Genomic DNA, 26,095 nt, shown 5'->3' with positions numbered 1-26,095 from the left:
CCAACGTTGAAGAACAGGCGCCGTCAGCGAAGCTGCCAATCTCCCCCCAAGTGGGGGAGATGTCCGGCAGGACAGAGGGGGGCGCCTCGCTCCGCAATCAAAAATTCTGCACCGTCGTGACGCTCTGATGTCACGGCATGGATTCCAGGGTCTCCGCGACGTGCTGGCTCACAGCGCATTCTGAACGGAACTCACCATAGCCGTGATCGCCTGCTTGTATTTTTCGAACTCGGGCGATGTCTGCCGGACTTCCGTCGTTGTCGTTGTCTGTTGGCTCACTTCAACCATCGCCGGGCTCAGCTTCCGCCCCATTTTCCTTTCGGCCCAGCTCACGACATAGCTGGCGGACTTGCCGGTGAGGAACGGGTTGGCTTGAATGACGGCCGATCCGAGCACGGCGCTCAATTGCGCCGAGCCCGGCGACGACAACACTTGATGGGCGCCTTCCATTCCCAGGAAATGACAGAGATAAAGCCGGCCGGCTGTGATCTGGTGGCCGCGTGCCCGAAGATAGGCTTCGCCTTCGCGCGCCAGATTGCTGACCATCTCGCGTGAGATGGTGGCGTCAAAACGCAGAGCGAGCAGGTCGGCGGTTGACAGTGTCCGCGCCAGTTCGGGGCGGTAGGTGTTCATCATCCGGATCCACGTCTTGGTTATGAACTGACCGGCGCCGGTCGCCGAAGAAAGTGGGTTCTTGGCGCGGGCTTTGCCTCCACTTTCGACTTGAACGATACGCTCGGTCAGGGTTTCGACAGCGGAAGCGTCCGTCGCGATTGCCGTAACCGTGCCCAGCGGATCGATGGCCTGGCCGTTGCGATAGAGTTCGAAATGCAGGTGCGGCCCGGTCGAAAGACCGGTGGTGCCGATGTAGCCAATGATATCGCCTGCCTTCACCTTCGCGCCGACACCGCCCTTGTCAGCGAATTTCTGCATATGCGCATAGCGCGTCTCGCTGCCGTCCCCGTGCGAAATCTTCACCAGATTGCCGTAACCGCTTCCATCGCCCTGAAAGACGATTTCGCCGTCGAAGGCGGCGGCTATCGGCGTGCCCAGCGGCGCCGCCCAATCGACGCCCTTGTGGATACGAACGGTTCCGAGGATTGGGTGCTTGCGTGGGCCGAAAGTCGAGGTCATGACCCCGTTGACCGGGGTGACCATGCCGTTGGCGACTGTCAGCGAGCGAACCTGATCGTCGCCGCTGACGCATGCAAACTGGCCGTCGGTCTGCTGGAACACGAAACAGTCGAGGCTTTTTTCGCTACCCTGGACGCCAACATACAGCACCCGTCCGGCCGTCTCTTCCTTGCCACGCGGCCTTTGCGAATAGATCAGGACCAGACGCTGGTCTTCGCTGGCGAAGGCATCCAGATCCTGTCCTCGCGAAAGATACATGATCGCTTCTCCGATCACGCCGGTCGGAACCTTGTTGCGTGCTGCTGTCGAGTAGATCGCGTCGAGTAGCCGGTATTGCCTTTTGTGCGTGCCTTGCGCCTGTGCGCCCGAGTAGTTGAATAGGTCTTCGCGGACCCACGGGTCGACACCAGACACAAACACACCGGCGGCATTGCGCGTCAGCGTACCGACAAATACGTTCCTGGCGTAGATCGAGACCTGCATGAGGGCCATGGTTGTCGTCTCGCGCGTCGGTCTGAAACCGCGCATGGCGACGACATGACCTGGCTCAAGGCTTTCCCGATTGAAAAGCGCCTTCAGGGCCTCGCCTGCCAGCCTGGCATCCTCGGCGGAGAAATGCGCATCGAGCGCAACGCTGTCCAGGCTGCGGTCGTTGAGGATCTTTACGAAAATGTCCTCGGTAGCCTCGTATCGTTGATGTTCACTGATGACATTTGCAACGCTTGTGTTGTTTTCGATCTGGGTTTTCTGGAACGCGGGAAGGGCTGCCTCGCCTGAATCGATTGTTTCGCCCCAACCTGCTTCGGCATCATCGGTATCGCCCTGCGGGTCAGAAGCAACCGGAGCCTCGTTTGAAACGGGCTGAACATCGTCTTGGAGATCGTTGGATGGTGCCGGCGTGGTCTGTCGCTGCGCCTGGAAGAAAGCGAAATCTTCTTGCGTCGACGGTATCGTCGTCATGAACTTTTCGCTGGCGCTAAGCATCACGTCGGACAGAATTTCGATCTGCGGAGAAACGCCGGCCTGGTCGAGTTCTGCCGGCCGCGGGATCACTTGGCTTTTTGTTGCGCCGCCGGTGTCGGGCGCAAGGGTGATCCACATCGGGTCGCCCGCGAGATCGATAATGGCAGGCACATAGACAGATGCGTCGGCCGGCACATCGTCGGTTCCCTCGACGGCGTGCAACTCCTCATCTTCGTCGCCAAACGACCAATAATCCGCTGTGAGATAGAAGCCGGCAGCGATCGACAACAGCACAACCACAGCAAGACCGGCAAGGAGCCTGCGCCACAGCCTGCGTCTGCGCAGGGCGGCGCGGGCCTGCTTTTTCAACTTGAAGCTTGTGTCGATACTGTGCGTCACGGATTGCTTCCGGTCAGGAAAAAGGTCCACCGCGCCTGTTCAAGCGTATCGACTTCGAGAAATCGTGCGGCGATATGGCCGCGCTGCCAGCATTCATCGATGCCGCGTATCGAGAAACGCCGCCGGTCGATGCACATTTCGGTCGACCCGGTCAGGGTCGCATGGCCAAAGACGTCCGTCGCATAGATGTAGATGTAGCGGTTCGAAAGTTCCTCGCGGATGACGTTGACGCACTGATTTGCGCCGATGGTCCACCAGCCATCGGTCTGGTCGGCATTGTCGACCTTTTGGCCGACAGCGAGATTGACGACGTCGAGCGTCTGATTGCAGACGGTGAATTCGGCGTGCGCTTCGTGAGGCGACAGGAGAGCGAGCAATGTCGCGCCCAATATGACCGTAAGTCTGATACGGCCTGTCAGGGCAAGCAGGCCGCGAAGCCAGTCACGCTGATTGTTGGGCGGGACAGCGGGCAGGAAGGAAAAGCGCGAGCGGCGGTGGGCCATCGGCGTCCATGCTACCCGCCGAGCCGAAAATACTTTGCCGTTGCGGAGTACTCAGCTCGGTTGGCGTCGATCTCGTCGAGAATTTTGGGCAACAGCAGCGCGGCTGGTGTCGGCGCAGAGAACGCCGCAGCCTGAATATCCTGTGGGCCCGTGATCACCATTATGATCTGCGGCACGACCTTGCCGGCCGCCTTGTCGGCTGCGCCGAGATCGATCGGGATGTTGAAGGTGGCCTTGCCGGCTTGCGCCAGCATAAGATCGTCGAGGCTGAATGCCATGCCCCTGTGGTCGATCAGCAGCACGCTGGAAATCAGGCCGCCCTGCGTCACCAGCGTGCCGCCGATCGGCGAGCCGCTCGGCACCGTCGTCCGATCGAGAACAAGCTGCGGCTTGTCAGCCGGCATCTGGTCCAGAAAGCGCAGAAAGTTGGTGACTTCGCATTGAGCCGGCTCAATGAGGCGGACGCTGATGTCCGGTTCGACACGGAATCTTGCCTGGAAATCGGACAGCATTCGTTCGAACGGCTGGATCTCCGTGCCCAATCCTTCGATGGCGGCGGCGGCCTCGGTTGCCGACGTCAACGTCGCATAGAAACAGTCGCCGCCGTTGAAATCCCGCACCCAGGAGACCCGTTGCGCAGCGGGGTCGAGGGCATTTTTCGGCGGCAGTTTTAGGTCCGGTTTCGGCACGTTCAAGGCAATAGTGGCTTCGCCCGGCTGTTTGCCTGCCGCCGTCTCGTCCTGCTGCCGTTTTTCGTTCGCATCATACGTCTGGCTTTCGGCCCGCGCGTGCTGGCTGGCCGGCTGATCGGGCCTCCGGCTCTCCATAATTTCGGGCCGGACCGCTGCGGGCGGCGAGGCCTTGTCGGCCGGTGGCATTGGCGCGACCTGGATGCGCGGCGGAACCGGCTCAGGGGTTTCCTCGGTTGGCGAAAGGACTTCGGCGGGCCGTGTCGGCTGCAACTTTTGATCGGCCACGGCATCTGGCCGATTTTCAGCTGGCGATGGCGCCTCGGCTGCCGTCGGCTCCGAAATGTCCTCGGCTGCCGCCGGCTCCAGGGTTTCCTCGGTTGGCGAGAGGACTTCGGCGGGCCGCGTCGGCTCCAGCCTTTGATCCGCCGGGGCATCTGGCCGATTTTCAGCTGGCAACTGCGCTTCTTCTGCTGCCGGCTCCGAGATTTCCGCGGATGCCGCCGGCTCCGAGCTTTCTTCCGATGCCAACCGCTCCGGGGTTTCCTCGGATGGTGAGAGGACTTCGGCGGGCCGTGCCGGCTCCAACTTTTGATCCGCCGCCGCGCCTGCCTGACTTTCGGCTGGCGGCGCAGTGGCTTCTGTTCGTGACTGCTCAGGTGCAACTGCTTTTGCCGGCTCATCGCCCGGCGAATTTGCCGCGCTGTCCGTCGGACCCGGTTTGGATGCTTTTGGCGACAAGAACGATGTATCGCCGACGGTCGGCGTGGAAGGCGTCATCACGCCGCTGAGATAAACGCCTGCACCCGACGCGACAGCTAATGTCGCCAAGGCAGCGATTGCGATCGATCGGGTCTTGGTGGACTTTGCCGGGACCTTTGGCAAAACCGCCCGAGCAGGACCGGCAACTGGCGAAGGCCTTGGCTCGGACAGAAGTGCGGGCCGGACATGCGGAACGAAGCGCTGCTCACCGGCTGCCGCCGGAGGCTGACTTGCCATCTTGGGACCGGCAAGCTTGGGGCCGGGAAGCTTGGGGCCAGGCGCGGCGGTTCCCCCGGTTCGCGGCGTCCGGTCGCGCGGTGTGATCGACGTTGGCGGCCTTGTCTCCTCGTCCGTGTCGTCACGTGTCGCCCTGGCGATATCGGCCATGCTGATCGGCCGGTCTTGTGGATCCGGCTGCAGCATGGCCTCGACAATTCCACGAAAATCGGCGTCGATGTCGGACAGGTCCGGAACGGTTCGGCGTTTTTCGATGATCTCGAACTGGGAGCCGCTCATGTCAATCGGTTTGCCGCGCAGAGCAGCAGCCAGCACCAGGCCCAGGCTGTAGATGTCGGATTGCTCGCTGACATCGCCGCTGTACAGCCCGAGTTGCTCTGGGGAAACGTAGTTGTACTTTCCCGCGAACTTTCCGCCGATCAGCGTCTCTCCGCCGACGGTCGCCGATCGCGCGATGCCAAAATCGATGATCTTTGCGCGATCGACCCGGCCTCCCGGCAGGATGATGTTATCCGGGGAGAGGTCACGGTGTATCGCTCCCGCCTGGTGCACGGCGTTCAAGCCGGAAGCCAGGCGATGGCAGAGCTTGCGCACGTCTTCCGTCGGCATCGGGCCATTTCGCATGATATCGAACAGTGATTGGCCGTCGACGAATTCCATGGCGAGGTAGGGGCGACCGATACCGGGGTCGATCGTGAAGACGTGATATCGCACGACCGCGTCGTGCGACAAATGATTGAGGATCGTCGCTTCCTTGCGGAACAGCGACAGGATCGTCTGGTCACGGGCGAACTCGGGCAATACGATCTTGATGGCGACATGGTCGCCGGTCTGGATGTTGTGGCCACGGTAGACTTCCCCCATGCCACCGAATGCGATCCGCTCGTCCAGTTCATAGATGCCGCTGAGTTGCGTGCCTACGGCTGTGGTGGCCACGTCAGGCGATATCCGCGTCTTGTCGTCGGCGCTCATCAGCCTCAGCCTTCCGCTCTGGAAGGACCGGGATAGGCCCTATTGCGCCCGTCTCCGATCTTGACGAGCACGATCGTGACATTGTCCGTTCCCCCGCGCGCCAGCACCATCTGCAGCAGGTTTTCGCATGCCGCCTGAGGTGTCGCCGACACCGCCGCCGCCTCGATCTCGGCGTCTGTGACATGCGCTGTCAGCCCGTCGGTGCTCAACACGAATATGTCGCCCGGCATGATTTCGCCTTGCTGGAAATCAATGACGATCTCGTCGCTGACGCCGACCGCATGCGTGATGACGTTGCGGCGCGGCCAGGCGAGCGCTTCGGCTGCGCTGATCATGCCCTTGTCGAGAAGTTCCTGGACTTCGGTATGGTCCTTCGAAATCTGCGAGATCGAGCCGTTGCGGATCAGGTAGACGCGACTGTCGCCTGCCCACAGGCAGGCAAACCGCCCATCCATCGCCAGCAGGGCGGCGACAGTGGAGCCAATGGTTACTCCGCGGGATTGCGATATCCTGCGGATTTCGGCATTGGCCCGGCTCAGCCGGTCCTCGAAGCGCGCGCGCAGATCCGGTGCAGAGCTTGCAATGCCGATCGTTGCCAGATGATCGACAATGCTGGCCGAAGCGACTTCCCCGGCATCATGTCCACCCATTCCATCGGCCACCACCCACAGGCCGGTGTCCGGCTCGACCAGGTAGCTGTCTTCGTTGAGCTCACGGACACAGCCTCTGTGGCTAACGCCGAAGCTTTCAAAGGGAAGGGCGACATTGTTCACTTTGCCACCAAGCGCTTCTCAAGCGTCCTCTGCGGCGCACCGTCAGGCGCCCGCTCGCGCCAGTTTGCCACAGCCTCGAACGTTAGAGTATCGAAATCAACGTCCGCCCATCTGTTGCCGATGGGCCGCCGCACCGTATTGGAAAATCTAGAGATCATCTCAAAACGCCTTTGGACAGCTGAACCCGGACAGCGCAGGAAGGAAGAGAGGGATTTGGTCCGAACTGGCCTGGACCGTATAGGCGACATCGCGTCCGCCGATCACGAAGCGGGCTTGCGTGTTGCCGCCGGTGCCGGTGATATCGGCCTTGTCCAGCAGGCGCTTCAGTGCCCACGGACCGTCGAACTTGATCGCGGACTCACGGCCCGGCATCTCCGGAATGAGGCTCAGGCTCGCCGACGCGGAAGCCATGCCGCTCGGCCAGGTCACCGTGCTTGGCGCGTTGCCGGCTTGGTTGCTTTGGACGATCTGGCCATCGACGTCGAGTATCGCCGTATCGGCATCGCCATGCAGTGAAAACGGCGTAAAGGTGATACTGACCGACGGCACAGAACCACCTGAAGGAAAGAAGGCGTTGCGGATTTCCGCCGCCAGCTGGAAGTTTTTCAAGGTCGACTTCGACAGGTCGCGCCCGAAACGCGCATCCTGCTTCCAGGTCCAGTCCTGGCCGGTCATGTCAATCAGCGATGCCAGATTCTGTGCGAAGAACCGGTCCATCAGTCCGCCTGGAGCGAACAGTTTCGCGAAATCCGCCATCGCGATATCCTCCGGGCCATCGCTGGCGAAAGGATAACGGCCCTCGACCATCTCCTCGCAGGCGCGCGTCACCGTCTGGTCGAGCAGCTGGTTCAAATTCGTCTGCGAGGTTTCTGCGACGTTGCCGTCAAGCTCGTCGGCGGTTGCAGTAACCATTCGGGCGAGTTGCTTGGGCAGCCGCGAAACATTGGCGCGAAGGGTGGATATCTGCAGCTGCAGATTCATGTTGGCGCGTTCCGTTTGCGAAGGGATATCGGCCGCCAATTGCAGGCTTTGATGGATGTCGCGGAAATTCTGGGTCAGTGCATCGATTGGGCGGCGCCCAGTGGGACCGTTCACCAAAGCCTGGAATGATCTGAATTGCGCTTCGATGTTCGCCCCGGGATTCTGGTTTTGCGCGCGAGCGGACCCCGTGCCGGCCCGGCTTTGCGATTTGCCGCTGGCGATTTGAATGCCGATGCGGGCCAATCCGCTGGCGATATCTACAGCGTTTTGCGGCTGGGTTTGAAGCATGCCGGCTTCGGCCTCGGAGCCCGACTCTTCGCTGGAACCAGCGTCTCGCGTCAGCGCTGTTTCGTCGGCGATCGCGGTAAAAAGCTGGTCGATTGGCGAGCTTGGTGACGCGGCGGCGGAGAGCGCGATATAGTCCGGCTTGTCCTTCAGCATTGGCTTGAACTTCAGTCTGTCGAGAACGCCGTTCCACGCCGCGGCGAACTCCCTGCCATAGCGCTCGACAAGTTCGGGACCGAGCTTGAGCAATTCCTGGTCGATGCCACCTTGCTCGCCGCCGCCGCCGAGAACCCACTGGTCATCGACAAGCATCTGCGCAATGCGCGAGAGTTGTCCGAGATAGAAGTTGTTGAAGCCGCTATAGGTGTAGATACCGGGCACGCGAAGGCCTGACAGATCGCCGCCATCGACGCGCTCGAACAACAGCTGCGCTTCCGGGCCGCCTTTGACGGAGACGGAAAAATCGTCCAGCGCAGCGGCGTACACCGCCGACTTCACCAGGGCAGAGGCACGATCGGCAAGGCTCATGCGTCCGAGCGAGCGTTGAGCGGCTTCGACAAGTGGCTGGTTGAGCTCGAAAACCGGATCATAGGCGTCGTCCAACGCCAGCATGGCCCGCAGATGCTTTTCGAGTTGCGCCCGTCCCTCGCGGTTGTTTTCACCCGGATACCGGTTCTGCTCCCAGTCCTGCCTCATCCAGGACACGATCAGCTCGTCATCGACCTTGGGCGCCTTGCCGCCAAGCATCATGTAGATCTTCAGCGGTTCGTAGAGCGCGGTGGGATCAGCCATCCTGGCCTGGATCGTCCGTTCGGCCTGAAGCAGCAGGCGCGAGCGGAACATGCGCTCCAGCGCCTGCCGGTAAGCTGTTCTTGATGCCGAAAGCAGTCTTTCCCTCTGACTGAAGCCGAACGTCTCCTGGATCGGGGTCGGCAAGTCACTGGTGTCGAACCCGGCCGGCAGCTCACGCAACTGGTCGAGCGGGCCGATGACGTTTTCAAGGTCGACATCGGCGACTTCAGTGCTTTTGAGGAGCGGGTCCGCCGTCTCGCGATACTGGCTTGCAGCTTGCGTGGTGGAAGCGATCAGCGACCTGTTGGCTGAAAAGCTCAGGGCCAGGGTGCCCAGAGCCGCGGCAGCCATCAATGCTATTGCGCCAAGGCCGCCATACCTGGCGATCGCTGCACGCCTTTCAGCCGATTTGTCGTATGAAACCCAGCCGGATTCCGCGAAAATGACGCCGGTCAGAAGATCATGCAAGAAGAAGCTTTTGCCGGTGCCGGAAAGATGGGCGCGAGAAGCGCTGCCGAAACTGCGACCGATTGCGCCCAGCACCTGGTCGATCGGCGTGCCCTCCTGCGTGCCTGACGAAAAATAGAGTCCACGCAGGCTGACATTTACCTGGCCACGGGCCGGATCGAATATGCCGGCGACGAAACCGGCAATACGGGCTTTCAGTGCGTCAAATTGAGCTGGAAAGCCAAAGATGGCTATGCGCGCGACCGGATCGGCCTCTTCCTGCAGGCGGTCGGCCAGCTCCTCCGCCAGGCGCTTTGCCAGTGCGTCGAATTCGGCTGGTGCCTCACCGGCCATGTTCTTGCTGCGATCGGCGGTCTGGAATGTCGCGCCCCACACTTTGCGGCGGCGCTGCTCGTCGAAGCCGCCAAAATAATCCATGAAACCGGAGACTAGGTCGGCCTTGGTGAAGAGCAGGTACACCGGGAACTGGATTTTCAGTGTTTCGTGAATTTCGCGCAGACGGCTGCGTATTTCGACGACATGGACGTCAAGCTGCCGATCATCGAGGCTGATGAGATCGGCAAGGCTGATGGCCAGGATAACCCCGTTTATCGGTTGCCGGGTGCGGTATCCCTTGAGCAGCGACAAGAAGGCGAGCCAGCTCTTCTTGTCGCTCTGCGCATTGGAGTCCTGCGTGGTGTAGCGTCCGGCGGTGTCGATCAGCACCGCCTGATCGGTGAACCACCAGTCGCAGGATCGTGTGCCGCCAACGCCGGCTACCGGCTGGGCGTCGCCCGAACCGGCAAGCGGAAAATTCAGGCCCGAATTGACCAACGCCGTTGTCTTGCCGGCACCAGGCGGGCCGATGACGATGTACCAGGGAACTTCGTAGAGGAAATTGCGCTTGCCGCTCGACCGCTTGAGCGCAGCGATGGCTTCATTCATCCGAGTCTCGAGCACCTTCGAGTCGTCGTCCCTGTCGTCATTGCAGGCGACTATCGTCTCGAGCGCCTTTTGCGCCTTTCGCTTTTGCCAGAATCGCACGCCATAAAACAGCGTCGCGATCGCAACAATCACGCCGATGATCGTCACGCGCAGCCAGACGGGCGCCAGCGGACGCGTGTCGGCAAAGCGGATCAATGGTCCGGCAAACCAGACGGCTGCCGCGAAACCGGCCAACGCGATCGCGCTGAATATCCGCAGCAGCCAGCGCGTCATCGGCGCTTCCAAATGGCCGTGCTCACAGTGTTTCCTCCTTGGGGATCATCAAGTCGACACGGCGATTCTGGGCGCGGCCTTCCGGCGTCGCATTGTCGGCGATCGGTTCGTCTTCACCCTTGCCGTCGACGGTGATCCGGGAAGGCTTGCTGAACCGTGGCGCCATGACAGCTGCGACGGCCTTCGCCCGGGCGATGGAAAGGTCGAAGTTGGATTTGAACGGGCTCGATTTTCGCGGCTTCACATTGTCTGTGTGGCCGACGATCATGATCGGTCCAGGCTCCGGTTCGAGTGCTGCGGCGATGTCCGCGGCGATTGGTCCAAACTCCGGTTTTATCTCGGCCCTGCCGGACGGGAACAGCAGGACATTGTTGATCTCCACGATGATGAACCTGCCCTGCGTGCCGACGCTCAGCCCGCCGCGCGCGATAGTCTTGGCCAGTGCCGCATGGATGCGATCGATCTGGGAACGGGTAGGGGTGGCGACAGGCGGGCCGACTTTCACCGGCGCAGCCGACGGCACCACGCTGGCGCGTTCGATGGCGATCGGCGTCGACGGATCGAGCGCCAGCAGCCTGCCGGCAAGGGCATCGCCCTCGTTGGTAATGAAGACCCGCAATGCGAAGAATGCCACCGTCAGCAGCGCCGACGCAGCCGCCGCAATCACCCAGAGCGGCAGCCGGGCCGACGACTGTGGGCTGGAGACCGCCAGGCTTTGCCAGTGCGGCGAGATGTCGTCGTCGGCGCGCGGCCTGAAGTAACGAAGCGTCTCGTAGACGTCGCGTCGAACCCGTTCGAGATTGTTGTCCTCGCGCGCAAGGCCTCGATACTGGCCTTCGAACCCCAGCGACAGACAGGCATGCATCAGTTCAAGCAAATCGTAGTGTGCCTCCGGCGCAGCCAGTATCTTGTTCAGCGCTTGGTAGAAGCCCGAGCCGGTGGGCACGACTTGAAAGAACTGTGACAGCATGCTGTGCTGCGCCCAGGCGTCTGTCTGGGGCCAAGGCAGGTTGCCGATGAGGTCGTCAGCGGTTTCGCAGAGAGCAAATTTAGCGATCCGTGCATCTTCTTCGGGAACACCGGCTTTCTCCATTGTCCGGTCGAATTTTTCGATCGCCTCGGCGACATGTTCCGCCAGTTGCTCCGCCTGTCTTTCGACAGCCATAAGCCTGAGCTGGCCAAACAGCATCAGCAAAGGCGCGGCCGCGGCGAGGATCTGATTTGCTGCGGAATATCTGACGCTGTCCGTGGCATGCAGCAGGATGTCCTGCTGAATGCCCGCCGCCGCCGCAACTAAGCCGGCTGTCGCCGCTGCGCCGGGGTCTGCACCCTGATAAATCACGGTTCCGGAGGTCCAGCCCGGCGGTGCATGCCGACCGACACCGGGATCGAAAACCGTTGAATCCTTGACCGGCGAGGGACCGGGGCGCCCGCCGTCGGGAAAGGGCTCCTGGGGATCGGGCGCTGATTTCTCAGCCCGGCGCGGTGCGCGAAAAACGGTCTTTCCCGCTGGGCCGAAAGGATCGTCCTTCGAGCTCATCGCCATACGTCCGTCCACGCGGGGGTGCCGCGTGTGCGCCACATCAGGGCAAGACGGTCCCCGGCCGGGCGCAGGGACTGCAGGCGCAGGAACTGCAGGCGCTGCTGACGAGGGCAGTGTCTGGAGGAAGATCGACTATATCTTTCTAACCCGCCGTAACATGACATGTGCCGCAGACCCCCAGGTCAATCAGCCTTACCCGCTGGCGAACTGTCGAAAATGATCGTAAGCTTAGAAACGGTCGATTGGAACCAGATGCAGCGCTGCGAAAGGATTTTTCTTCGCCAACGACAGCGCCGTATCTTTGGGCTCGCCAAGGATACATTCCACCTGGTACGTGATCCGCTCCGCAGCCGAAGCTAAGCGCAGCAACCGATCCGATTTTCGGGGCACCTGCCAGGTTCAGTCCTGCCGGTCTACTTCTGCTTGTCGGCTTTGGCATAGGCTTCGCTGAAATAGGCCAGGAATATGTCCAGCATTCCGTTTTCGTGTGCTTCCTCCATGGTCCGCCATTTGGCGACGAAGGCGTCCCAGGCCAGGCCCTTCTTCGATGTGAATGATGTCGGTGGGAGTTTTTTGCTGATCGCCTCAGGCGACAAATCGTCAAGCAGCCGGGAGAGCGCAGCTTGCATGGCTGCATAGGTGGCAAATTCGTGCGTCTTGAGATCGCGGAACGCGTCTTCGACACTGTGCTTGGCATCAAGGTAGCCGGATCTGCGCCGCGCAAACATGATTTCTAGGATGTCGTCGGTTCCCGGGACGAACTTTAGGGGGTTGTTATCGGCAGCGCTGATCATCGTCCGGTGTGTGCTCTTGGCCAGTATTTTCGCAGCCGCACGTGCCTTCAGCAGCAGGGCCAGTTCCTCGACAACAGTCCGAAGCACCGCGCCGATTTCGGCGGCCGCTTCATGCGGATCACGCGATTGAAGCAGTTCCGGCGCGATGCCGGCTGCAATCGCGATGTCCCGCAGCACCTCGTCTTTCGTCGAAGCGAGAGGCGCGGGCGTCGAAGCGAGAGGCGCGGGCGGCGAAGACGTCGACACCGGTGCTCTCTGCCCGGGCCGTTGCTCCACCGGCTCGAAGAAAGGCTGGTCTCCGAAATCCCGCGGCCGGCCGGTTGCGACAGGCATTTGTCGCTGCGTCGAACCGTGGCTGCTTCGCGGAAGCCCTGTCGCGGCCCGCTCGTCGTCAATCGAAACCAGGACGACATAGCGGCCGATCAGCAACCGGTCGCCTTGACCGAGCCGGTGGGGGCCGGCCATGCGCTGCGTCGATCCGTTGATGAATGTGCCGTTGCGCGAGATGTCGTACAGCCAGAACGCGCCTGCCTGGTAACGCACTTCGCAGTGTCTGGCGGAGATGAACTTGTCGGGGTCGGGCAAGGTCCAGTCACAGGCCTCGCGGCCGATTTCGAAGCTGCGATCACGAGCGGAGTAGCCGGTCGACATACCGGCGGGCAGGGAGACGACATTGTTGATCTGCAGCCTGATATACATTCAAAATCGCCGTCGATCCTGTCGGGAAACTCACCCAGGACACCCCATTATACCAGCAATTTCTGAGCGCGGCGGCACAGAAGCGTTCAAGTCGATGATTCCACAGGGGCCAGGCTGCAGTCACCAAGGGTCCCCTTTGGTCGGTGCAAGACATGTGCTAGGCTCAGGCAGAAACGAGCGGCGGGAGGGGGCACGACCCATGCCGAACGAACGTGCCACGGTTGTGCAGACGCCGGTTGGCGCTGACCTGTTGACCTTCACGCATCTTGTCGGGCGCGATGAGATCAGTCGTTGTTTGGCCTATACGGTCGGGTTCGTCAGCAGCAGCCCCGAAATCGATCCGCTGAAGATGCTGGGCGGCGCGGTTTCGATCGAAGGTGAATCAGACCCGAAACGCTGGTTCAGCGGCCTTGTCTCCGAGTTTCGGCTGACCCGGATCGAGGACCGTCTGGCCTACTACGAAGCCGTCATCAGGCCATGGCTCTGGTTTCTCGGCAATACCACCGATTGCCGTATTTTCCAGAACATGAGCGTCATCGAAATCGTCGAGGAGGTTTTCTCGAAATACAGCACGGCAAAATTCGAGAAGCGCCTGCAAGGGTCCTATCCGCCGCGCGAATACTGCGTCCAGTATGACGAGAGCGATCTCGATTTCGTGCAGCGGCTGCTCGAGCACGAAGGCATCCTGTATTTCTTCGAGCACGACGAGGGCAAGCACACGCTTGTGCTGGCCGATGCCATGAACAAGCTCAAGCCGGCGCCGGGCTATGAAAAGGTGCCCTATCACTTTGAAGGGCAGGGCTCCCGGCGCGATGTCGAATACATCACCGAATGGATTCCGGGCAGCTCGGTGCGGCCGGGCGCCTATGTCCATACCGACTATGATTTCGAGAAGCCGGGCGCCGACCTGATGGCCAAATCCGCCCAGCCGTTCAGCCACAAGCTGGCCGCGGGCGAGAATTACCGCCAGCCCGGCGCGCATCTCGACGTCGGTCGCGGCGACAGCCTTGCCGCGATCCGGCGCGAGGAAATCCAAGCTGTGCACCAGCGTATCGCTGCAGTCGGCACCGTGCGCGGCCTGTATTCGGGCTGCACGTTCAAGCTGGACGGCTTCCCAAGGGAAGACCAGAACCAGGAATATCTGGTGGTCAGCGCCGAATACAGGCTGTTCGATCCGGGCTACAGAGCCCTTGCCGACGTCGAAAGCGAGAACTTCAAGGTGATCCTCGGCGTGGCGCCGACCGCCTTGGCCTATCGCCCGCCGCGGGTCACGACACGGCCGATCATGCGCGGCCCGCAGACGGCGACGGTGGTCGGCCCATCCGGCGAGGAAATTTTTACCGACAAATATGCCCGGGTGAAGGTGCAGTTCCACTGGGACCGTCTCGGCAAGAAGGACCAGAACAGCTCCTGTTTCGTGCGGGTTTCGCAGACCTGGGCCGGCAGCGGCTGGGGTTTCATCCAGATACCGCGCATCGGCCAGGAGGTGATCGTCGACTTCATCGAAGGCGACCCGGATCTGCCGATCATCACCGGCCGCGTCTACAACGCCTCCCAGATGCCGCCCTACGGGCTGCCGGGCAGCGCCACGCAATCCGGCTGGAAATCGGACTCCTCGAAAGGCGGCGGCGGTTACAACGAGCTGATGTTCGAGGACAAGGCCGGCTCCGAACTGGTCAATTTCCAGGCGCAGAAGGACCACAACCTTCTGATCAAGAACGACCGCACCAAGCTGGTGCAGCACGACCAGTCCGACCGCATCGACCACGACGCCAAGCACTCCGTCGGCCACAACCTCGACGAGGACGTCGGCAACAACAAAACGGTCAAGGTCGGCGTCGACCAGACAACGGATATCGGCAACAACGACACCGAGACGGTGGGGGTGAACAGGTCGCTGACGGTGGGGTCGAATGAGACGATCGGCATCGGGTCGAACTCTGCTGAGACGATCGGGGCCAATCACACGCAGACCGTCGCGCTCGTTCAGACGGTTACGGTGGGTGCTGCCCGTATCGACAGTGTCGGCGCTGCGGAGACGAGGACGGTGGGTGCGGTTCAGACCAATACCATCGGCGCGTCACGCTCGGTGACTGTCGGCATCGGTCAAAGCCACGATATCGGCGCGTCGGACAGTTGGAAAGTCGGAGCAAGCCAAAGCATACAGATCGGTTCCGATCAGGGCGTCAAGATCGGCGGTGCCCAGAACACGCAGATCAGTAAGACGCATATCATCAAGGTCGGCGAGGACGCTTCGACTCAGGTCAATGGGGCACACGAGCTCAAGATCGGTAAAAAGAGCCTCACCCAGGTCGGCGAGGACGCGGGCATCGTGGTCGGCAAGAACCTCACCATTGAGGCCAAGGATTCCGTCACCATAAAAACCGGCAGCGCCGAGATCATTATGAAAAAGGACGGAACGATTACCATCAAGGGTAAGGATATCACTGTTAAGGGTTCGGGAAAGATAAACGTCAATGCTTCGAGCGACATCATCATGAAAGGCTCGGAGATAAAGCAGAACTGAGGACGCGCCCATGAACGACATCGACGAACGGATCAATGGAGTGGTGATTGGTCTGCTGCTTGGGTTCGACCAAGGCATACCGCTCGTGGTATTTCCCGGCAATCCAGTAGAAGCAGCCTTACCGGCAAATAGTCTGACCGAACTGTCGTCTGACATGATCGGGATGGAAGTGGCGCTGTTGTTCGAAAACGCCAATCCGCGTAAGCCGCTAATCGTTGGGCGAATTGTCGATCCCGCAAAACGACAGGCAAACAGCCGCCGGAGCGACAGTCATGTGGTGCGCGACGGTGAAACGGTGAAGATCAGTTCGAGCGAGCGGCTTGAACTGAGGTGCGGCAAGTCGGTCATCATTATGGAAAAGGATGGCCATCTCACCATACGGGGCACCAATCTGGTCAGCCACGCCAGCGCCTCCAACCGCATCCGTGGCGGCTCGGTGAATCTGAACTGATGCTACGGCCGCCTATTCTCGAACACATTGTACGTCAGCACGCGGAAATGGCGGCTTTCCTCTGGACAGTCTACGACCACCATCTACTCCATCCCGGCGAAAACCCCGAGGTCGACGAGGAGCGCGTGGAGCGGCTCATAGAGCGACTGGAGGCACATTTGCTTGGGCTGCGTATTGCGGGTGTCGACGGCAAGCGTATCGCAAAGGAGCGTTTCGACGAGTTTTCCGAAGCAGGGGAACTTTTTGTGATCCGGATGCTGGAAGCGACGAGTCCTCTCCCTCTCAAGCAGTTGAACCTCGAACAAGTGCGCAAATACCTGACTGCCAAGTTGCCAGTGGGTGGTATCTGAAGAACGTTTGTGCGGCCTTCCCTCTGCCACTTACGACAAAGTGTAAGTAACCTCGACCCAATCGCCTCCATCCAGCTTGTAGATTTGATGCGGGGCGAACGCCACCAGCAATCCGGCATAGCTCGAGACGTTTATGAAACTTTCGTCGACGCTAGGCAGCGACGGTTCGAACGGCTCCATCACGCCGGTCCACCGGAAAAGTGTGCCGTCGAAGTACACAAGGTTCCCTTGTTCTGTTCTTTTGATGTCCCAGAACGACTTCTTCTTGCCGAATGCGAATACGTCGCTGAATTCCTGGAAATCGGGTGTCGAGACAATCCGTCCATTGGTTGTGAAAATCTCGATGGATCTGCCTGCCTCCAGCATCTCGACGACAGTTCCAGGATGATCAAAGTCCGCTTGGCTCCACGAACCGTCGTATGCCCAAACCACAGCTTTATCCGGTACCTTCGCCGCCAATATCGCGCGCGCGAGACGTCGGCCATCGCCGGCTTGGCTCGCAGCATCAATCTCTGCTGTACTCTTGAATCGCTTCGTCTCCGTTCCGCCAAAATACAGTCGGCCTTTGTGTTCGACAGCGCAGAAGTAGACCAGGTTCGTTGACCCATCATCGCTGCCTTTCGGACCCGCGAGAAACCTCCAGCCCTCCGACGGCGTCCGCATGTAGACTTGCCCCCCATAGCCGAGCGCCAATAGTCGATTGCCGATCTGCAGTATCTTTGTCATGCGGCCGAACTTCATCGCACCTTTGGAGGCGAATCCAGCTCCGGGTATCTGCTCACGCTGACTGACGGCTTCGGAAAAATATGCCACCTCCCCCTCTCCAGTCAGTCCAACGGCTTGGGCCTTGAAGGGCGGTTGCAAGGCCGTGAAAGAGATCAGGTCCGCGACCTCCTCCCGACGCCGAAGCACAACCGAATCATCGGCAACGCGGCCGGAGGCGACGAGCCGGTCATCGTCTTCTCCCGGCGTCGCTTTGAACAGGATGTAAAGGGTCCTGTCCACGCTCACGACACCTCCTGTTATCTCTGGTTTTCGCCTCATTGGTTGTTCAATACTCCCTTGGCATCGATCTTATGCGGGCAAATGCTGCCTGTTCAGCACGCCCTTGGCGGCGGAACTCATATTGCTGGAACTCTTCTCCGCACGAGCATACTTGTCCTTGATTGCCTCTGTTTGCTCGGTCACCTTTTCAGATGCCACTTCGAAGCAGTCGGCGGACACAGGATCATCGACCAGCTCAGCAAGAGCATCCAAACATTGGTTTCTTATTTTATCTACCTTCTCGACGCCGCGTGGGTTGGCTCTTGTTGCGACTTGCTCGCCGAGTTCGGTCAAAGCATTGTCCAGGTGATGGTGCACAGTAACGTCCTCGCCGGTCGGCGGTCGAGCGGCCGAGTGGTTCACGCGCGGGATGCAGATGCAAATGCCTTGGTCCCGGCTGGGAAACGGTGGGTTCCCCATTCGATCCTCACTATTGACGCGAAAACAGCGGTCTGGGACGATATGGTGAGCTTGGTACGCTACACCATTTGTCCCCGGCTTAGCCAATGGATCAGTAGGGTCCTTTTTTTGGTTACACTTGTCGTGGATGTCCTCGAAGCTGCCGACCATGCAGTCTGCATCGCCAGGAATTCCGAATGCGGGCTTTCCGACGATCACCATTGGAGGCGTATCGCCGGGATCGGTTCCGTGATTGCTGGTGGCCATGTCGCCGAGTCGAACGACGCCCTTGCTCTCGACCTTGACGTCCGACGACCAGCCGTGAGCGTAAACCTTGCCCGTATTTGTTGAAGTGATCAGCCCTTTTTTTGCCGCCGCCCCAGCCTCATCGCCACTACATTTCTTGTAGTAGCTGCTATTTTCTTGGCTGATAGGCTTGTTGCCGATCTTCACGGTTCCGCTACCTGACGTCAGATCGGAGTCGAAGCCGAAATCAGGGTACGGGACGGGTACGCCTGGCGGGGTTGCCGGATTCTCGGGCGGGGTGAAACATGTGTCGGGAAAGTCTGCAATGACCTTGCATCCTTGCGCCTCTGCCGAGATTTCTCGCCCGTTTGCGAAGACAGTCATCTTGCCTCCACCACGGCCGCGCCGCATGCGCCGTCATCGCCCGAGGCTTCGATCAGGATCGGTCCCGATGGCGCGTAGCCACGTTGTATCGCCGACAGCGCCCAGCCCAGCATGACCGGTACGGCGGCCGCCCCGATATTGCCCAAGCTCGCGCCCAACGCCCATATTGGCCGCACCTCCGAGTGCTCGCGCTGAGTTCGCAGCATGGCGAGGGCGGACTGCTGGAACCAATACGCTTCGCCGACGAGATCTCCAATCTTGAGAGTGATATCTGAATGGAGGCGCCCTGAACCGGCAAATGCTTCCTTGTAGGCCGTTGCCATCGCTTCCCCTCGGAAAGGAATATCCATCTCGTTGTAAATATGAGCTTTCTCCCGTGCCAGACCGAGCCCCGTGAGGTGCATGGTGCCGCCCCTGCGCGCGCAGAGAATCGCAGCAGCGGCCTCTCCCGGAATGAATCCGTTCGAGTTCCGGGGTGTGAGCAACCGCTGCCGGGCGAGATAATGGTTGATAGTTCGGGAGGTCAGATAGCTGTCCACCCCGACAATTATCACAAAAGGAGCCGCATTGGTGGCGAGCAGGCGACGGGCCGCGTCTAACGCAACGTGGCCTGATGGGCGGCCATAGGCGACGACGCGGGAGGCAATGGGACTGGCGAATTCTGTGATTTGCTCGATCTGAGTAAGCAGGTGTCGGCTGTCAGGCGCCAGACGCCCGGGGCGATCCTCCTCAGCCAGGCAAAGAACGAGGGCCGTTCTGCCCCGGGCCTCGGGCATCGCTTCGAACGCTTCGACAATGGCTGCGGCGGCCATATGGGCAAGGCGCTTTGCGCCCATCCAGTTGCGCGGCAGCGGGACGGGCGCACCGATCAGCCACTCGCCGGCGGCGCCAAGAAACCGCGTCTCCTGGAAACCGTCAAGACGGGCGCGCATCGCGGCGCAACTCGAGGGCGTGTCGAGGCCGACTGCCGTTACCATGCCCGCCGAGACGATGTCGAGCGCAGCGTTCACGCGGCTTCGTCCTCTTCATAGCGAAGCGGAGTGTTGAACTTGCGGATGTAACGTTTGTGCTTGGCGTAGGCGAGTAGCATGCCGCGTGTCGGCGGACCGATCCAGCATTCTGAAAAATCGAGGATCGTGCGCTGGAGGCGCTGCTGCACCCGCCAGACCAACGAAAACCGGCGCTTCTCCGGATCGAACAACACCGTATCTGGCAGGGGCGCGCCCTCGAACGCTTTTTCGCGACCTTTGAACAGCGTCAGCGGCAGCGCCGTGTTGGGCAGGCGGAAGCTTTCCTTTCCAGCCGGCGTCAGGTTGATCAACTGCACGTCCTCTCCGCCCCTTGGATTGTCGATCTGCTGGTCCGGCGGCGCCATCTGAAAATAGCGCTCGTCGAAGTCCGGCGGCAGGAACGGAAAAATATTGTCGATCCAGTTCTGGTCGTAAGTGCCGCCATATTCGATGCGTCCCGGCCAGCCACGGCCCATCGGACCAAAGCTCATCGGCCTGTAGTCGCCGAACGGCGAACGGATGTCTTCACCGACAGCTTGCGTATTTGGTAGCCGCAGGCCGGGAATGAGGCGCTGGTTTTTGGTCCGCGACCAGCCGGTTCCGACCGGGTTGTATCTATAGCTGGCGGGAAGCTTGTCCTCCGGGTCCAGTCTGTCGACGCCGCCCCAGGCGACATCATAGGAGATGGGCAGTTTCAGGAATGGCTGCGGTGACGTGGCGGTAAATACCGGGCCGATGGAGCGCCATTCGCGGTGGCCGACGACCTCGAACAGTTTTGACCAATTGCCTACTTTGATACCGACCGGCACACGCTCGGCCGGTCTGCCGTTTGGTGCGTAAGCACAGCCATTGGCGACAACGTCGCAGCGCGGCTTGCGGAAGGCGAAATCGGTTTCCCACAGCGTGGCCGAATAGCCGGGCTCACCCGTCTGGGTGTCGGCAAAGACGAGTGGCACCTGCTCGGCAGATTTGCGCACCGGTCCGCCGGGCGTCGCGGGAAAGTCGAACGTGCCTTTGACCACCACGACGATCCACTCATGGCCGGCCTTGTCCATGCCCATGGTGAATTGATGTGGATACCCCATCTGGTTCCAGATCTGCATCAACTGGTCTCCCAGCTGGCGGCAAAAATCTGCTCCAGCGTCGCTTCAGGCGATTGCGGATCAACATCGAAAATGTCCGAACGGGCTGTCCACATCACCATATCGCTGATGACCTCTTCGCCCGGCTCGAACCGCGGCACCGGCAGTGCCGCCAAGGCGGCATCCAGTTCGTCAGGCGTCAGCTCGCCCTGCTGGGCGGCGACGGCCGCTTCTTCGATCTTGGAAAACCACGCTTCGGCGCGAGCCAACTGAATAGAAGCGTCAGGAAGCTGCGCGACAACGCTCAAAGGGAACTGCCTGCCGACCCTGTCGGCGCTCTGCAGCATAATGCCTGCCGAGGCGCCGAAAGAAGCCGGGCCGGCCAGGAAGCGCAGTGCGGTGGTGCGCGGCCAGGTTTCCGAGCCCATCAGCGGCACGATGTGCTGCGCCAGCCAGCGGTCCCAGATGCGCACAAAATCCCCCGGCAGCCGCCGCGTGACGAAATCGCCGGTGGCAGGCATTTTGCCGTAAAAGCCGGGCAGGATCATATCTGCGGCGGACATGAGAATTTCTTGAACATTTGCAAATTGTAGGGGTTCTCGACACTTGCCGCCTTGAGCTCGAAATCGGCGTACATGCCTTGCGTGCCCAGTCTCAGGCTGTAGACGTCGGACAAAGAGGTGCCGGTGAAGCGGCCGCTGCGCAGCAGCCTCAGCCACGCCCAGCTGCCGGTTTCGTTCAACATGACTTCGGGCGAGCCGTCGATCGGCTGGAAGGCGAGCGAGATGACGCCGGTGCCGTCCTTGCCGGGCCAGGTCATCGGCTGCGGCCGCGTCGCGTTGTTGTAATAGACGAGGTTCTGGCCATCGAGATTGAGCGTCACCCGCGTGACGTTGGGCGACAGGTCCGTCGGCTGCAGCGTAAAACTCATCGTCGGCCCAGTACCGCCTGGAAACAGATCGTCGCGGATCCGCCTGGCCTGTTCGAACGCCGCCAGGGCCGCCGCGTCAAGGCCGAAATCGGCGCGCCATTTCCATGGCTGGCTGGCGGTGTCGACATAGCTGATCAAATGGTCGTTGATGAAGGTGTCGATCATCCCGGCCGGCCCGAACAGGCGGGCGAAATCGCGGACATTGACGTCGACCGCGCTTTCGGGGCTGAACGGATAGCGGTCGTTCAGCGCCGCCTGGCAGAACGGCAGGATGTCGGCGCGCCAGATGGCGTTGAGCTCCGAGGTGACCGCCTTCTGGGTCAGGCCGCTGGTGTCGCCGGCAATGCCGCCGAGCCAATCGTCGACCGGATCGGGCAGGATCTGCGCTTGCCTCGCGACCGCTCCCGTCAGTTCGGCCAGCCCACCCTGCTTCTTGATGGCGTCCTGCGGGTCGGGATTGGCCGTGACCGTCTGCAGCACGTTCGAAAGTGCGGTCAGCGCCACCACCGCGGCATCGAGTGACGGCGGCTGGCCGTCGACCTCGGCGATCGCGCCCTTGAGCGGCTTGAAGTGTTCGGCCACCAGAGTGCCGGTAAGGTCCACCTCGTTGGCGGATCCTGCGCGCGGCAGCAGTTTTGCGCCTGTCTTCACGATCTTTCCAAGCTTCCCCAGCTTGCCGAGCAGTTTCGAGGTGCCCTTGGCTGCCGCCTTGTTGTCGGCCGGCGCTGCTTCATCGGATCGGGTCAGCTCGGTCTCCTGGACGACCGCCGTAAGCAGGCGCTTCAGCGCGGAATCGGCACTCGAAAGGTCCTTGAGGTTCTCGCTGGCGACATTCAGGTCGGCCAATGGCGCGAGCCTGATATCGCGCAGGATGCTGTCCCATTGCGCGATGTAGTCTTCGTAATAGAGTTTCAGGATATCCTCCGACAGCGCCGAGACCGAGGTTTCGGAATTTTCCGAACAGCCTCCGGCAAACACCGCCCGATCGAGTGCGGCCTGGGCGGCGACATCCTCGACCCGGTCGAGAATGGCATCGTGGAAGCCGGAATAGGTGAACGCGCCCGAAATGCCGACGCGCAGCGTCTTGTCGGAACGCCGTGCAAAAACCTTGGCGCCGTTGGGACCGGCGAAATTCGCCGGGATCCATTCCTTTAGGCCGGCCACCGCCGGGTCGGCCAGCAACTGCCTGTAGGCGCGCGCCGGCAGCGAAATCGTGCAAACCGTTTTCAGCGCCTCGGCAACCAGCGCCTGATCCGCTGATATGTAGCTGTCGTCGACCGCCATGCGACGGATCGCGGCAAGCTGGTGCTCTTCCGCGTCGTCGGTCGGAAAGGGCGCCGCCGGTGCGAATTCCGGCAAGTCGTTGACCCACCAGCTCTGGACGTAATCGGCGTCCATCTGCGACAGGCCGGTCATCATCCGATAGGTCTTCAGCGCCCCCAGCATGAAATCCGGATCGCGGATCTGCCGCCACATGGTCGCCTCGAGCAGCGCGACCATGTGCGGCTCGAGGACGTTGCGCAAAGCGTGGTCGTAAGTGTCGGCCTGCGCCCGCAGCAGCTCTGCCGACGCCGACGGCCCGAGCAGGTCCTGGGCGCTGCTCGGCGGTGCGGTACGGGCGTTTGCGACCTCGGCCATCGCATAGAGCGCGCTGTCGATGGCGGGCTGCTCCACCGATGCCGGGCTCGCGGCTGCCGCGGTCAGCGGCGCCTGCAGCGCTTCGAACTGGCCCGCCTGCGCTGCGATCGCATTGCGGTTGTCATAGTAGGACCAGGTGAACATCGCACCGGCCAACAGGGCGGCGGCGGCACTGGCTGCCGCGGCGCCACGCCAGATCCAGGCGCGGCGGCGCTGCGCCAGCGGATCGAACGTTCCCAGGCCGGCTTCCCTGAAGATGACCTCGGTCAGCAGGTTCTTCAGAAAAAAGCTGCGTTTTTCAACGCGCGGCGTCGGCATCGCCCGCCGCGGCGGAAGACCGAAGGATGACGACAGCGCCGCGGTCAGCCGGTCGATGGGCGCCCCTTCCTGGGTTGCCGACGTCAGATAGACGCCGCGCAGCCAGGCGGCTTCTTCGTAGCGGCTTTCGCCGAACATCGCCTCGACCAGCACCTGGATCGGCTCGGACAGGCTCGTCAGCTGGGCGGGAAACCTGAAAATCTCGGCGCGGGCGGCGAGTTTGTCCTCGTCTTCCAGGCGCGGCACCAGCCGCCGCTCGAGTTGCGTCGCAAGGGTTGCGATTTCCCGTTCTATGGTCTTTGCGTCGACACGCGCATCCAGCGCGAAGGTTGTCCCCCAGACCTGCTCGCGCGAGGCCGTCGACAGGCCGCCGAAGAAAGCCTCGAAACCCTTGATCAGATCGGCCTTGGTCAGCATCAGATAGACCGGAAGGCGGATTTCGAGCCGGTCGTTGAGCTCTGCCAGGCGCCGACGGATCTTGCGGCCATGCGCCTTGATGGCTTCGTCGCCCTCTGAAAGCGCATCGATCGAAAGCGCGACGATCACCCCGTTCAGCGCCCGGCGGCCGCGATGCTTTTTCAAGAGGTCGAGGAAGCCCAGCCATTCCGCCGCATCGACGTCGGGCTGGCTCTCCTGCTGCACATAGCGGCCCGCCGTGTCGATCAGAACCGCGTTCTCGGAGAAGAACCAGTCGCAGTTGCGCGTTCCGCCAACCCCCTGCAGATCGTCGGTGAGGTCGATCGGAAAGTTCAGGCCGGACTGGCGCAAGGCCGTGGTCTTGCCGGTGGCCGGCGGCCCGACGATCACATACCAGGGCATCTCGCGCAGGAACTTGCGTCCGCCCAGTTTGCGGCGCTTCAGTTCGACCATAACCTCGGCGAACTTGGCGCCGACGGCGGCGACGTTCTCTTCGCCGGGGCTCAGCGGTTTTTCCACCACGGGCGCAGCGATTTCGGCGACGAACATGCGGTTGGCCCGGATCGCCCGGCGCTGCGCGACGATCAGCCAGATCAGCCAGAAGATGACCAGCAGCGCAATGATGACGATACGGACATTTTCCGAGGCGAAGGGTTCGTAAGCACCGACCCTGACGATCGGGCCGAACACCCAGATAACCAGGGAAAGCAGCGCGATGCCGATCAGCGTCCACAGCCAGCGCGATGTCAGAACCGCCCAGAGGAAGCGCAGGATGAACATCTCACAGCCTCTTTTCGACCAGCACCTCGACGCGGCGGTTCAAGGCCCGTCCCGCGCGGGTGCTGTCGTCGGCCACTGGATCGGTAGCTGCACGTCCTTCGAAACGAATGCGGTCCTGCGGCACACCGTTCTGGACCAGCATCTCGGTAATGGTTGCCGCGCGCGCTTCCGACAGCCGCTGGTTGGTGGAAAGCGGATTGGATCGTTGCAAGGGAATACTGTCGGTATGGCCGACCACGGTGATGTTTCCGATCAGTTCCTGATTGGCGAGGATCACTTTGGCGATTGACCCGATCAGCGGTTCGAAGCCTTCCGTCAGTGTCGGCCGCGACGACTGGAACAGTTCGGGGTTGGAGGCCTGTATGATCAGCCTGGCCAGCGAAACGCTCTCGGTGCCGCTTAGCGCAGCTCTGAGATTGGCCGGCGCTCCGGCCTGAAACTCCGGCACCAGCGCGAAATCCACTGCCTCCGGCGGCGGCGCGTCGACCTGTGGCGATGTCCGGCTGATTTCGCCGCGGGCTGGCGGCGGCAAGGCACGAACCAGCGTCGAAAGCTCGACCGCCTGACTGCTCAGTCCCATCGACAGCCCGAGATAGATTGCAGTGGCGAGAACCGCCGCGCCGAGCCCCATCACCCAGATCGGCACGATGAAGCGCTGAGGCTCGTCGGATGCGATCACGCCTTTCCAGTTCGGCGACAGCGGCGCGCCGTCGGCATCGGCATCGCGCAGAAAGCGCGCCGCAGCAACGCGAACGGCATTGAGCGAGCGGTCGCCCGACCGGCCTGGAACACGATATTTGCCGCGGAAGCCGAGCGCCAGGCAATGATATTGCAGTTCGAGCAATTCGCGATCCCGGTTCGGATGCCGCTCCAGTTCGTCGAGACGCGTGAAGAACTGCGTGCCGGCATCGACATCGCCTCGCAGCATCACCACAAGCGGCTGGCGCGGCCATGCGCTGGCGCCGCCCCATGGCGTGTTCAGCGCCAGGTCATCGAGCAATGCCGCCACCACCCAGGCTGCCTGGTCAGCGCGCTCCAGGGAGGACCCCGCCGCCATTGCCGCGTCACGTGCTCGAACCAGCTCATCAAGCAACCGGGTGCGCAACGCTTCCGGGTTTTCCGGCGGCAGCGCGCTTTCAAGCTCGGGCGCGAACTCGAGCAGCGGCGCGAATGCGTTGACCAGCGTGTTCGGATGGGTGCGCGACCGTTTGATTGGCACATCCGACAGGAGTGGCGTCATCGGTCGCGGCATCGGCGCGCCGGTCAGTCGTATGCGGGTGCGTTCGCGATCCTCCGACAGTCCGAAAGGATCATCCCGGCTCATCAT

The 26,095-nt window shown here is 61.5% G+C and carries 17 protein-coding genes; 3 read left to right on the top strand and 14 right to left on the bottom strand.

Annotated features, from left to right (window positions below):
* Positions 1-168: 168 nt before the first annotated feature.
* The 7 genes from AC0L3D_RS00490 to tagH form a co-directional block, all read right to left on the bottom strand.
* Positions 169-2,496, bottom strand: a complete 2,328-nt coding sequence (locus AC0L3D_RS00490) for a M23 family metallopeptidase (protein ID WP_473642658.1) — start codon at positions 2,494-2,496, stop codon at positions 169-171.
* On the bottom strand, positions 2,493-2,999 hold the full coding sequence (locus tag AC0L3D_RS00485) for a DUF1036 domain-containing protein (RefSeq protein WP_473627326.1): 507 nt from the start codon (positions 2,997-2,999) through the stop codon (positions 2,493-2,495). Before AC0L3D_RS00485 ends, AC0L3D_RS00490 begins: the two co-directional genes overlap by 4 nt.
* Positions 3,000-3,010: 11 nt before the next feature.
* Positions 3,011-5,659, bottom strand: coding sequence for a serine/threonine-protein kinase (locus AC0L3D_RS00480; protein WP_473627325.1), 2,649 nt, complete (start codon positions 5,657-5,659; stop codon positions 3,011-3,013).
* A 5-nt stretch (positions 5,660-5,664) separates the two neighbouring features.
* Positions 5,665-6,432, bottom strand: coding sequence for a PP2C family protein-serine/threonine phosphatase (locus AC0L3D_RS00475; protein ID WP_473642656.1), 768 nt, complete (start codon positions 6,430-6,432; stop codon positions 5,665-5,667).
* 159 nt (positions 6,433-6,591) lie between these two features.
* Positions 6,592-10,155 (bottom strand): type VI secretion system membrane subunit TssM, encoded by a 3,564-nt coding sequence (gene tssM / locus AC0L3D_RS00470; protein ID WP_473642655.1) that lies wholly within the window; start codon positions 10,153-10,155, stop codon positions 6,592-6,594.
* 22 nt (positions 10,156-10,177) lie between these two features.
* A complete protein-coding gene (gene tssL / locus AC0L3D_RS00465; protein ID WP_473642653.1) occupies positions 10,178-11,701 on the bottom strand; it encodes a type VI secretion system protein TssL, long form in 1,524 nt (507 codons plus the stop codon).
* A 410-nt stretch (positions 11,702-12,111) separates the two neighbouring features.
* Positions 12,112-13,191: a type VI secretion system-associated FHA domain protein TagH gene (gene tagH / locus AC0L3D_RS00460; RefSeq protein WP_473642651.1), complete on the bottom strand. Its 1,080-nt coding sequence runs from the start codon at positions 13,189-13,191 to the stop codon at positions 12,112-12,114.
* A 199-nt stretch (positions 13,192-13,390) separates the two neighbouring features.
* Between tagH and AC0L3D_RS00455 the strand changes: the two genes are divergently transcribed.
* The 3 genes from AC0L3D_RS00455 to AC0L3D_RS00445 are packed head-to-tail and all read left to right on the top strand — an operon-like array spanning position 13,391 to position 16,519.
* A complete protein-coding gene (locus tag AC0L3D_RS00455; RefSeq protein WP_473642649.1) occupies positions 13,391-15,718 on the top strand; it encodes a type VI secretion system Vgr family protein in 2,328 nt (775 codons plus the stop codon).
* Positions 15,719-15,728: 10 nt separating this feature from the next.
* A complete protein-coding gene (locus AC0L3D_RS00450; RefSeq protein WP_077382200.1) occupies positions 15,729-16,169 on the top strand; it encodes a DUF6484 domain-containing protein in 441 nt (146 codons plus the stop codon).
* A complete protein-coding gene (locus AC0L3D_RS00445) occupies positions 16,169-16,519 on the top strand; it encodes a hypothetical protein (RefSeq protein ID WP_473642647.1) in 351 nt (116 codons plus the stop codon). The genes AC0L3D_RS00450 and AC0L3D_RS00445 overlap by 1 nt, the downstream gene beginning before the upstream one ends.
* Before the next feature lie 30 nt (positions 16,520-16,549).
* On the opposite strand, the gene AC0L3D_RS00440 is transcribed toward AC0L3D_RS00445, so the two are convergent.
* The 7 genes from AC0L3D_RS00440 to icmH all read right to left on the bottom strand — a co-directional run bounded on the left by AC0L3D_RS00440 (position 16,550) and on the right by icmH (position 26,092).
* Positions 16,550-17,530 (bottom strand): hypothetical protein, encoded by a 981-nt coding sequence (locus AC0L3D_RS00440; protein ID WP_128242039.1) that lies wholly within the window; start codon positions 17,528-17,530, stop codon positions 16,550-16,552.
* A gap of 63 nt (positions 17,531-17,593) precedes the next feature.
* Positions 17,594-18,592, bottom strand: coding sequence for a DUF4150 domain-containing protein (locus tag AC0L3D_RS00435; RefSeq protein WP_077382191.1), 999 nt, complete (start codon positions 18,590-18,592; stop codon positions 17,594-17,596).
* A complete protein-coding gene (locus tag AC0L3D_RS00430; protein ID WP_473642644.1) occupies positions 18,589-19,602 on the bottom strand; it encodes a 3-oxoacyl-ACP synthase in 1,014 nt (337 codons plus the stop codon). The genes AC0L3D_RS00435 and AC0L3D_RS00430 overlap by 4 nt, the downstream gene beginning before the upstream one ends.
* The gene (locus AC0L3D_RS00425; protein WP_473642642.1) at positions 19,599-20,705 is read right to left on the bottom strand and encodes a DUF2169 family type VI secretion system accessory protein; all 1,107 of its coding nucleotides are present in this window, start codon (positions 20,703-20,705) and stop codon (positions 19,599-19,601) included. Before AC0L3D_RS00425 ends, AC0L3D_RS00430 begins: the two co-directional genes overlap by 4 nt.
* Positions 20,705-21,247: a type VI secretion system-associated protein TagF gene (gene tagF / locus AC0L3D_RS00420; RefSeq protein WP_473642640.1), complete on the bottom strand. Its 543-nt coding sequence runs from the start codon at positions 21,245-21,247 to the stop codon at positions 20,705-20,707. Before tagF ends, AC0L3D_RS00425 begins: the two co-directional genes overlap by 1 nt.
* The gene (tssM, locus tag AC0L3D_RS00415) at positions 21,229-24,768 is read right to left on the bottom strand and encodes a type VI secretion system membrane subunit TssM (protein ID WP_473642638.1); all 3,540 of its coding nucleotides are present in this window, start codon (positions 24,766-24,768) and stop codon (positions 21,229-21,231) included. Before tssM (AC0L3D_RS00415) ends, tagF begins: the two co-directional genes overlap by 19 nt.
* A 1-nt stretch (position 24,769) precedes the next feature.
* Positions 24,770-26,092: a type IVB secretion system protein IcmH/DotU gene (icmH, locus tag AC0L3D_RS00410; protein ID WP_473642636.1), complete on the bottom strand. Its 1,323-nt coding sequence runs from the start codon at positions 26,090-26,092 to the stop codon at positions 24,770-24,772.
* Positions 26,093-26,095 lie beyond the last annotated feature (3 nt).

It is taken from the genome of Mesorhizobium sp. WSM4837 (genome assembly GCF_055811435.1).
This window is presented reverse-complemented; position numbering and strand designations above follow the sequence as displayed.

Coding starts and splice junctions, on each gene's coding strand:
- AC0L3D_RS00485 (WP_473627326.1), bottom strand. CDS start 2,999: ATGGCCCACCGCCGCTCGCGCTTTTCCTTCCTGCCCGCTGTCCCGCCC.
- AC0L3D_RS00480 (WP_473627325.1), bottom strand. CDS start 5,659: ATGAGCGCCGACGACAAGACGCGGATATCGCCTGACGTGGCCACCACA.
- tssM (WP_473642655.1), bottom strand. CDS start 10,155: ATGACGCGCTGGCTGCTGCGGATATTCAGCGCGATCGCGTTGGCCGGT.
- tssL (WP_473642653.1), bottom strand. CDS start 11,701: ATGGCGATGAGCTCGAAGGACGATCCTTTCGGCCCAGCGGGAAAGACC.
- tagH (WP_473642651.1), bottom strand. CDS start 13,191: ATGTATATCAGGCTGCAGATCAACAATGTCGTCTCCCTGCCCGCCGGT.
- AC0L3D_RS00455 (WP_473642649.1), top strand. CDS start 13,391: ATGCCGAACGAACGTGCCACGGTTGTGCAGACGCCGGTTGGCGCTGAC.
- AC0L3D_RS00450 (WP_077382200.1), top strand. CDS start 15,729: ATGAACGACATCGACGAACGGATCAATGGAGTGGTGATTGGTCTGCTG.
- AC0L3D_RS00445 (WP_473642647.1), top strand. CDS start 16,169: ATGCTACGGCCGCCTATTCTCGAACACATTGTACGTCAGCACGCGGAA.
- AC0L3D_RS00435 (WP_077382191.1), bottom strand. CDS start 18,592: ATGACTGTCTTCGCAAACGGGCGAGAAATCTCGGCAGAGGCGCAAGGA.
- AC0L3D_RS00425 (WP_473642642.1), bottom strand. CDS start 20,705: ATGCAGATCTGGAACCAGATGGGGTATCCACATCAATTCACCATGGGC.
- tagF (WP_473642640.1), bottom strand. CDS start 21,247: ATGTCCGCCGCAGATATGATCCTGCCCGGCTTTTACGGCAAAATGCCT.
- tssM (WP_473642638.1), bottom strand. CDS start 24,768: ATGTTCATCCTGCGCTTCCTCTGGGCGGTTCTGACATCGCGCTGGCTG.
- icmH (WP_473642636.1), bottom strand. CDS start 26,092: ATGAGCCGGGATGATCCTTTCGGACTGTCGGAGGATCGCGAACGCACC.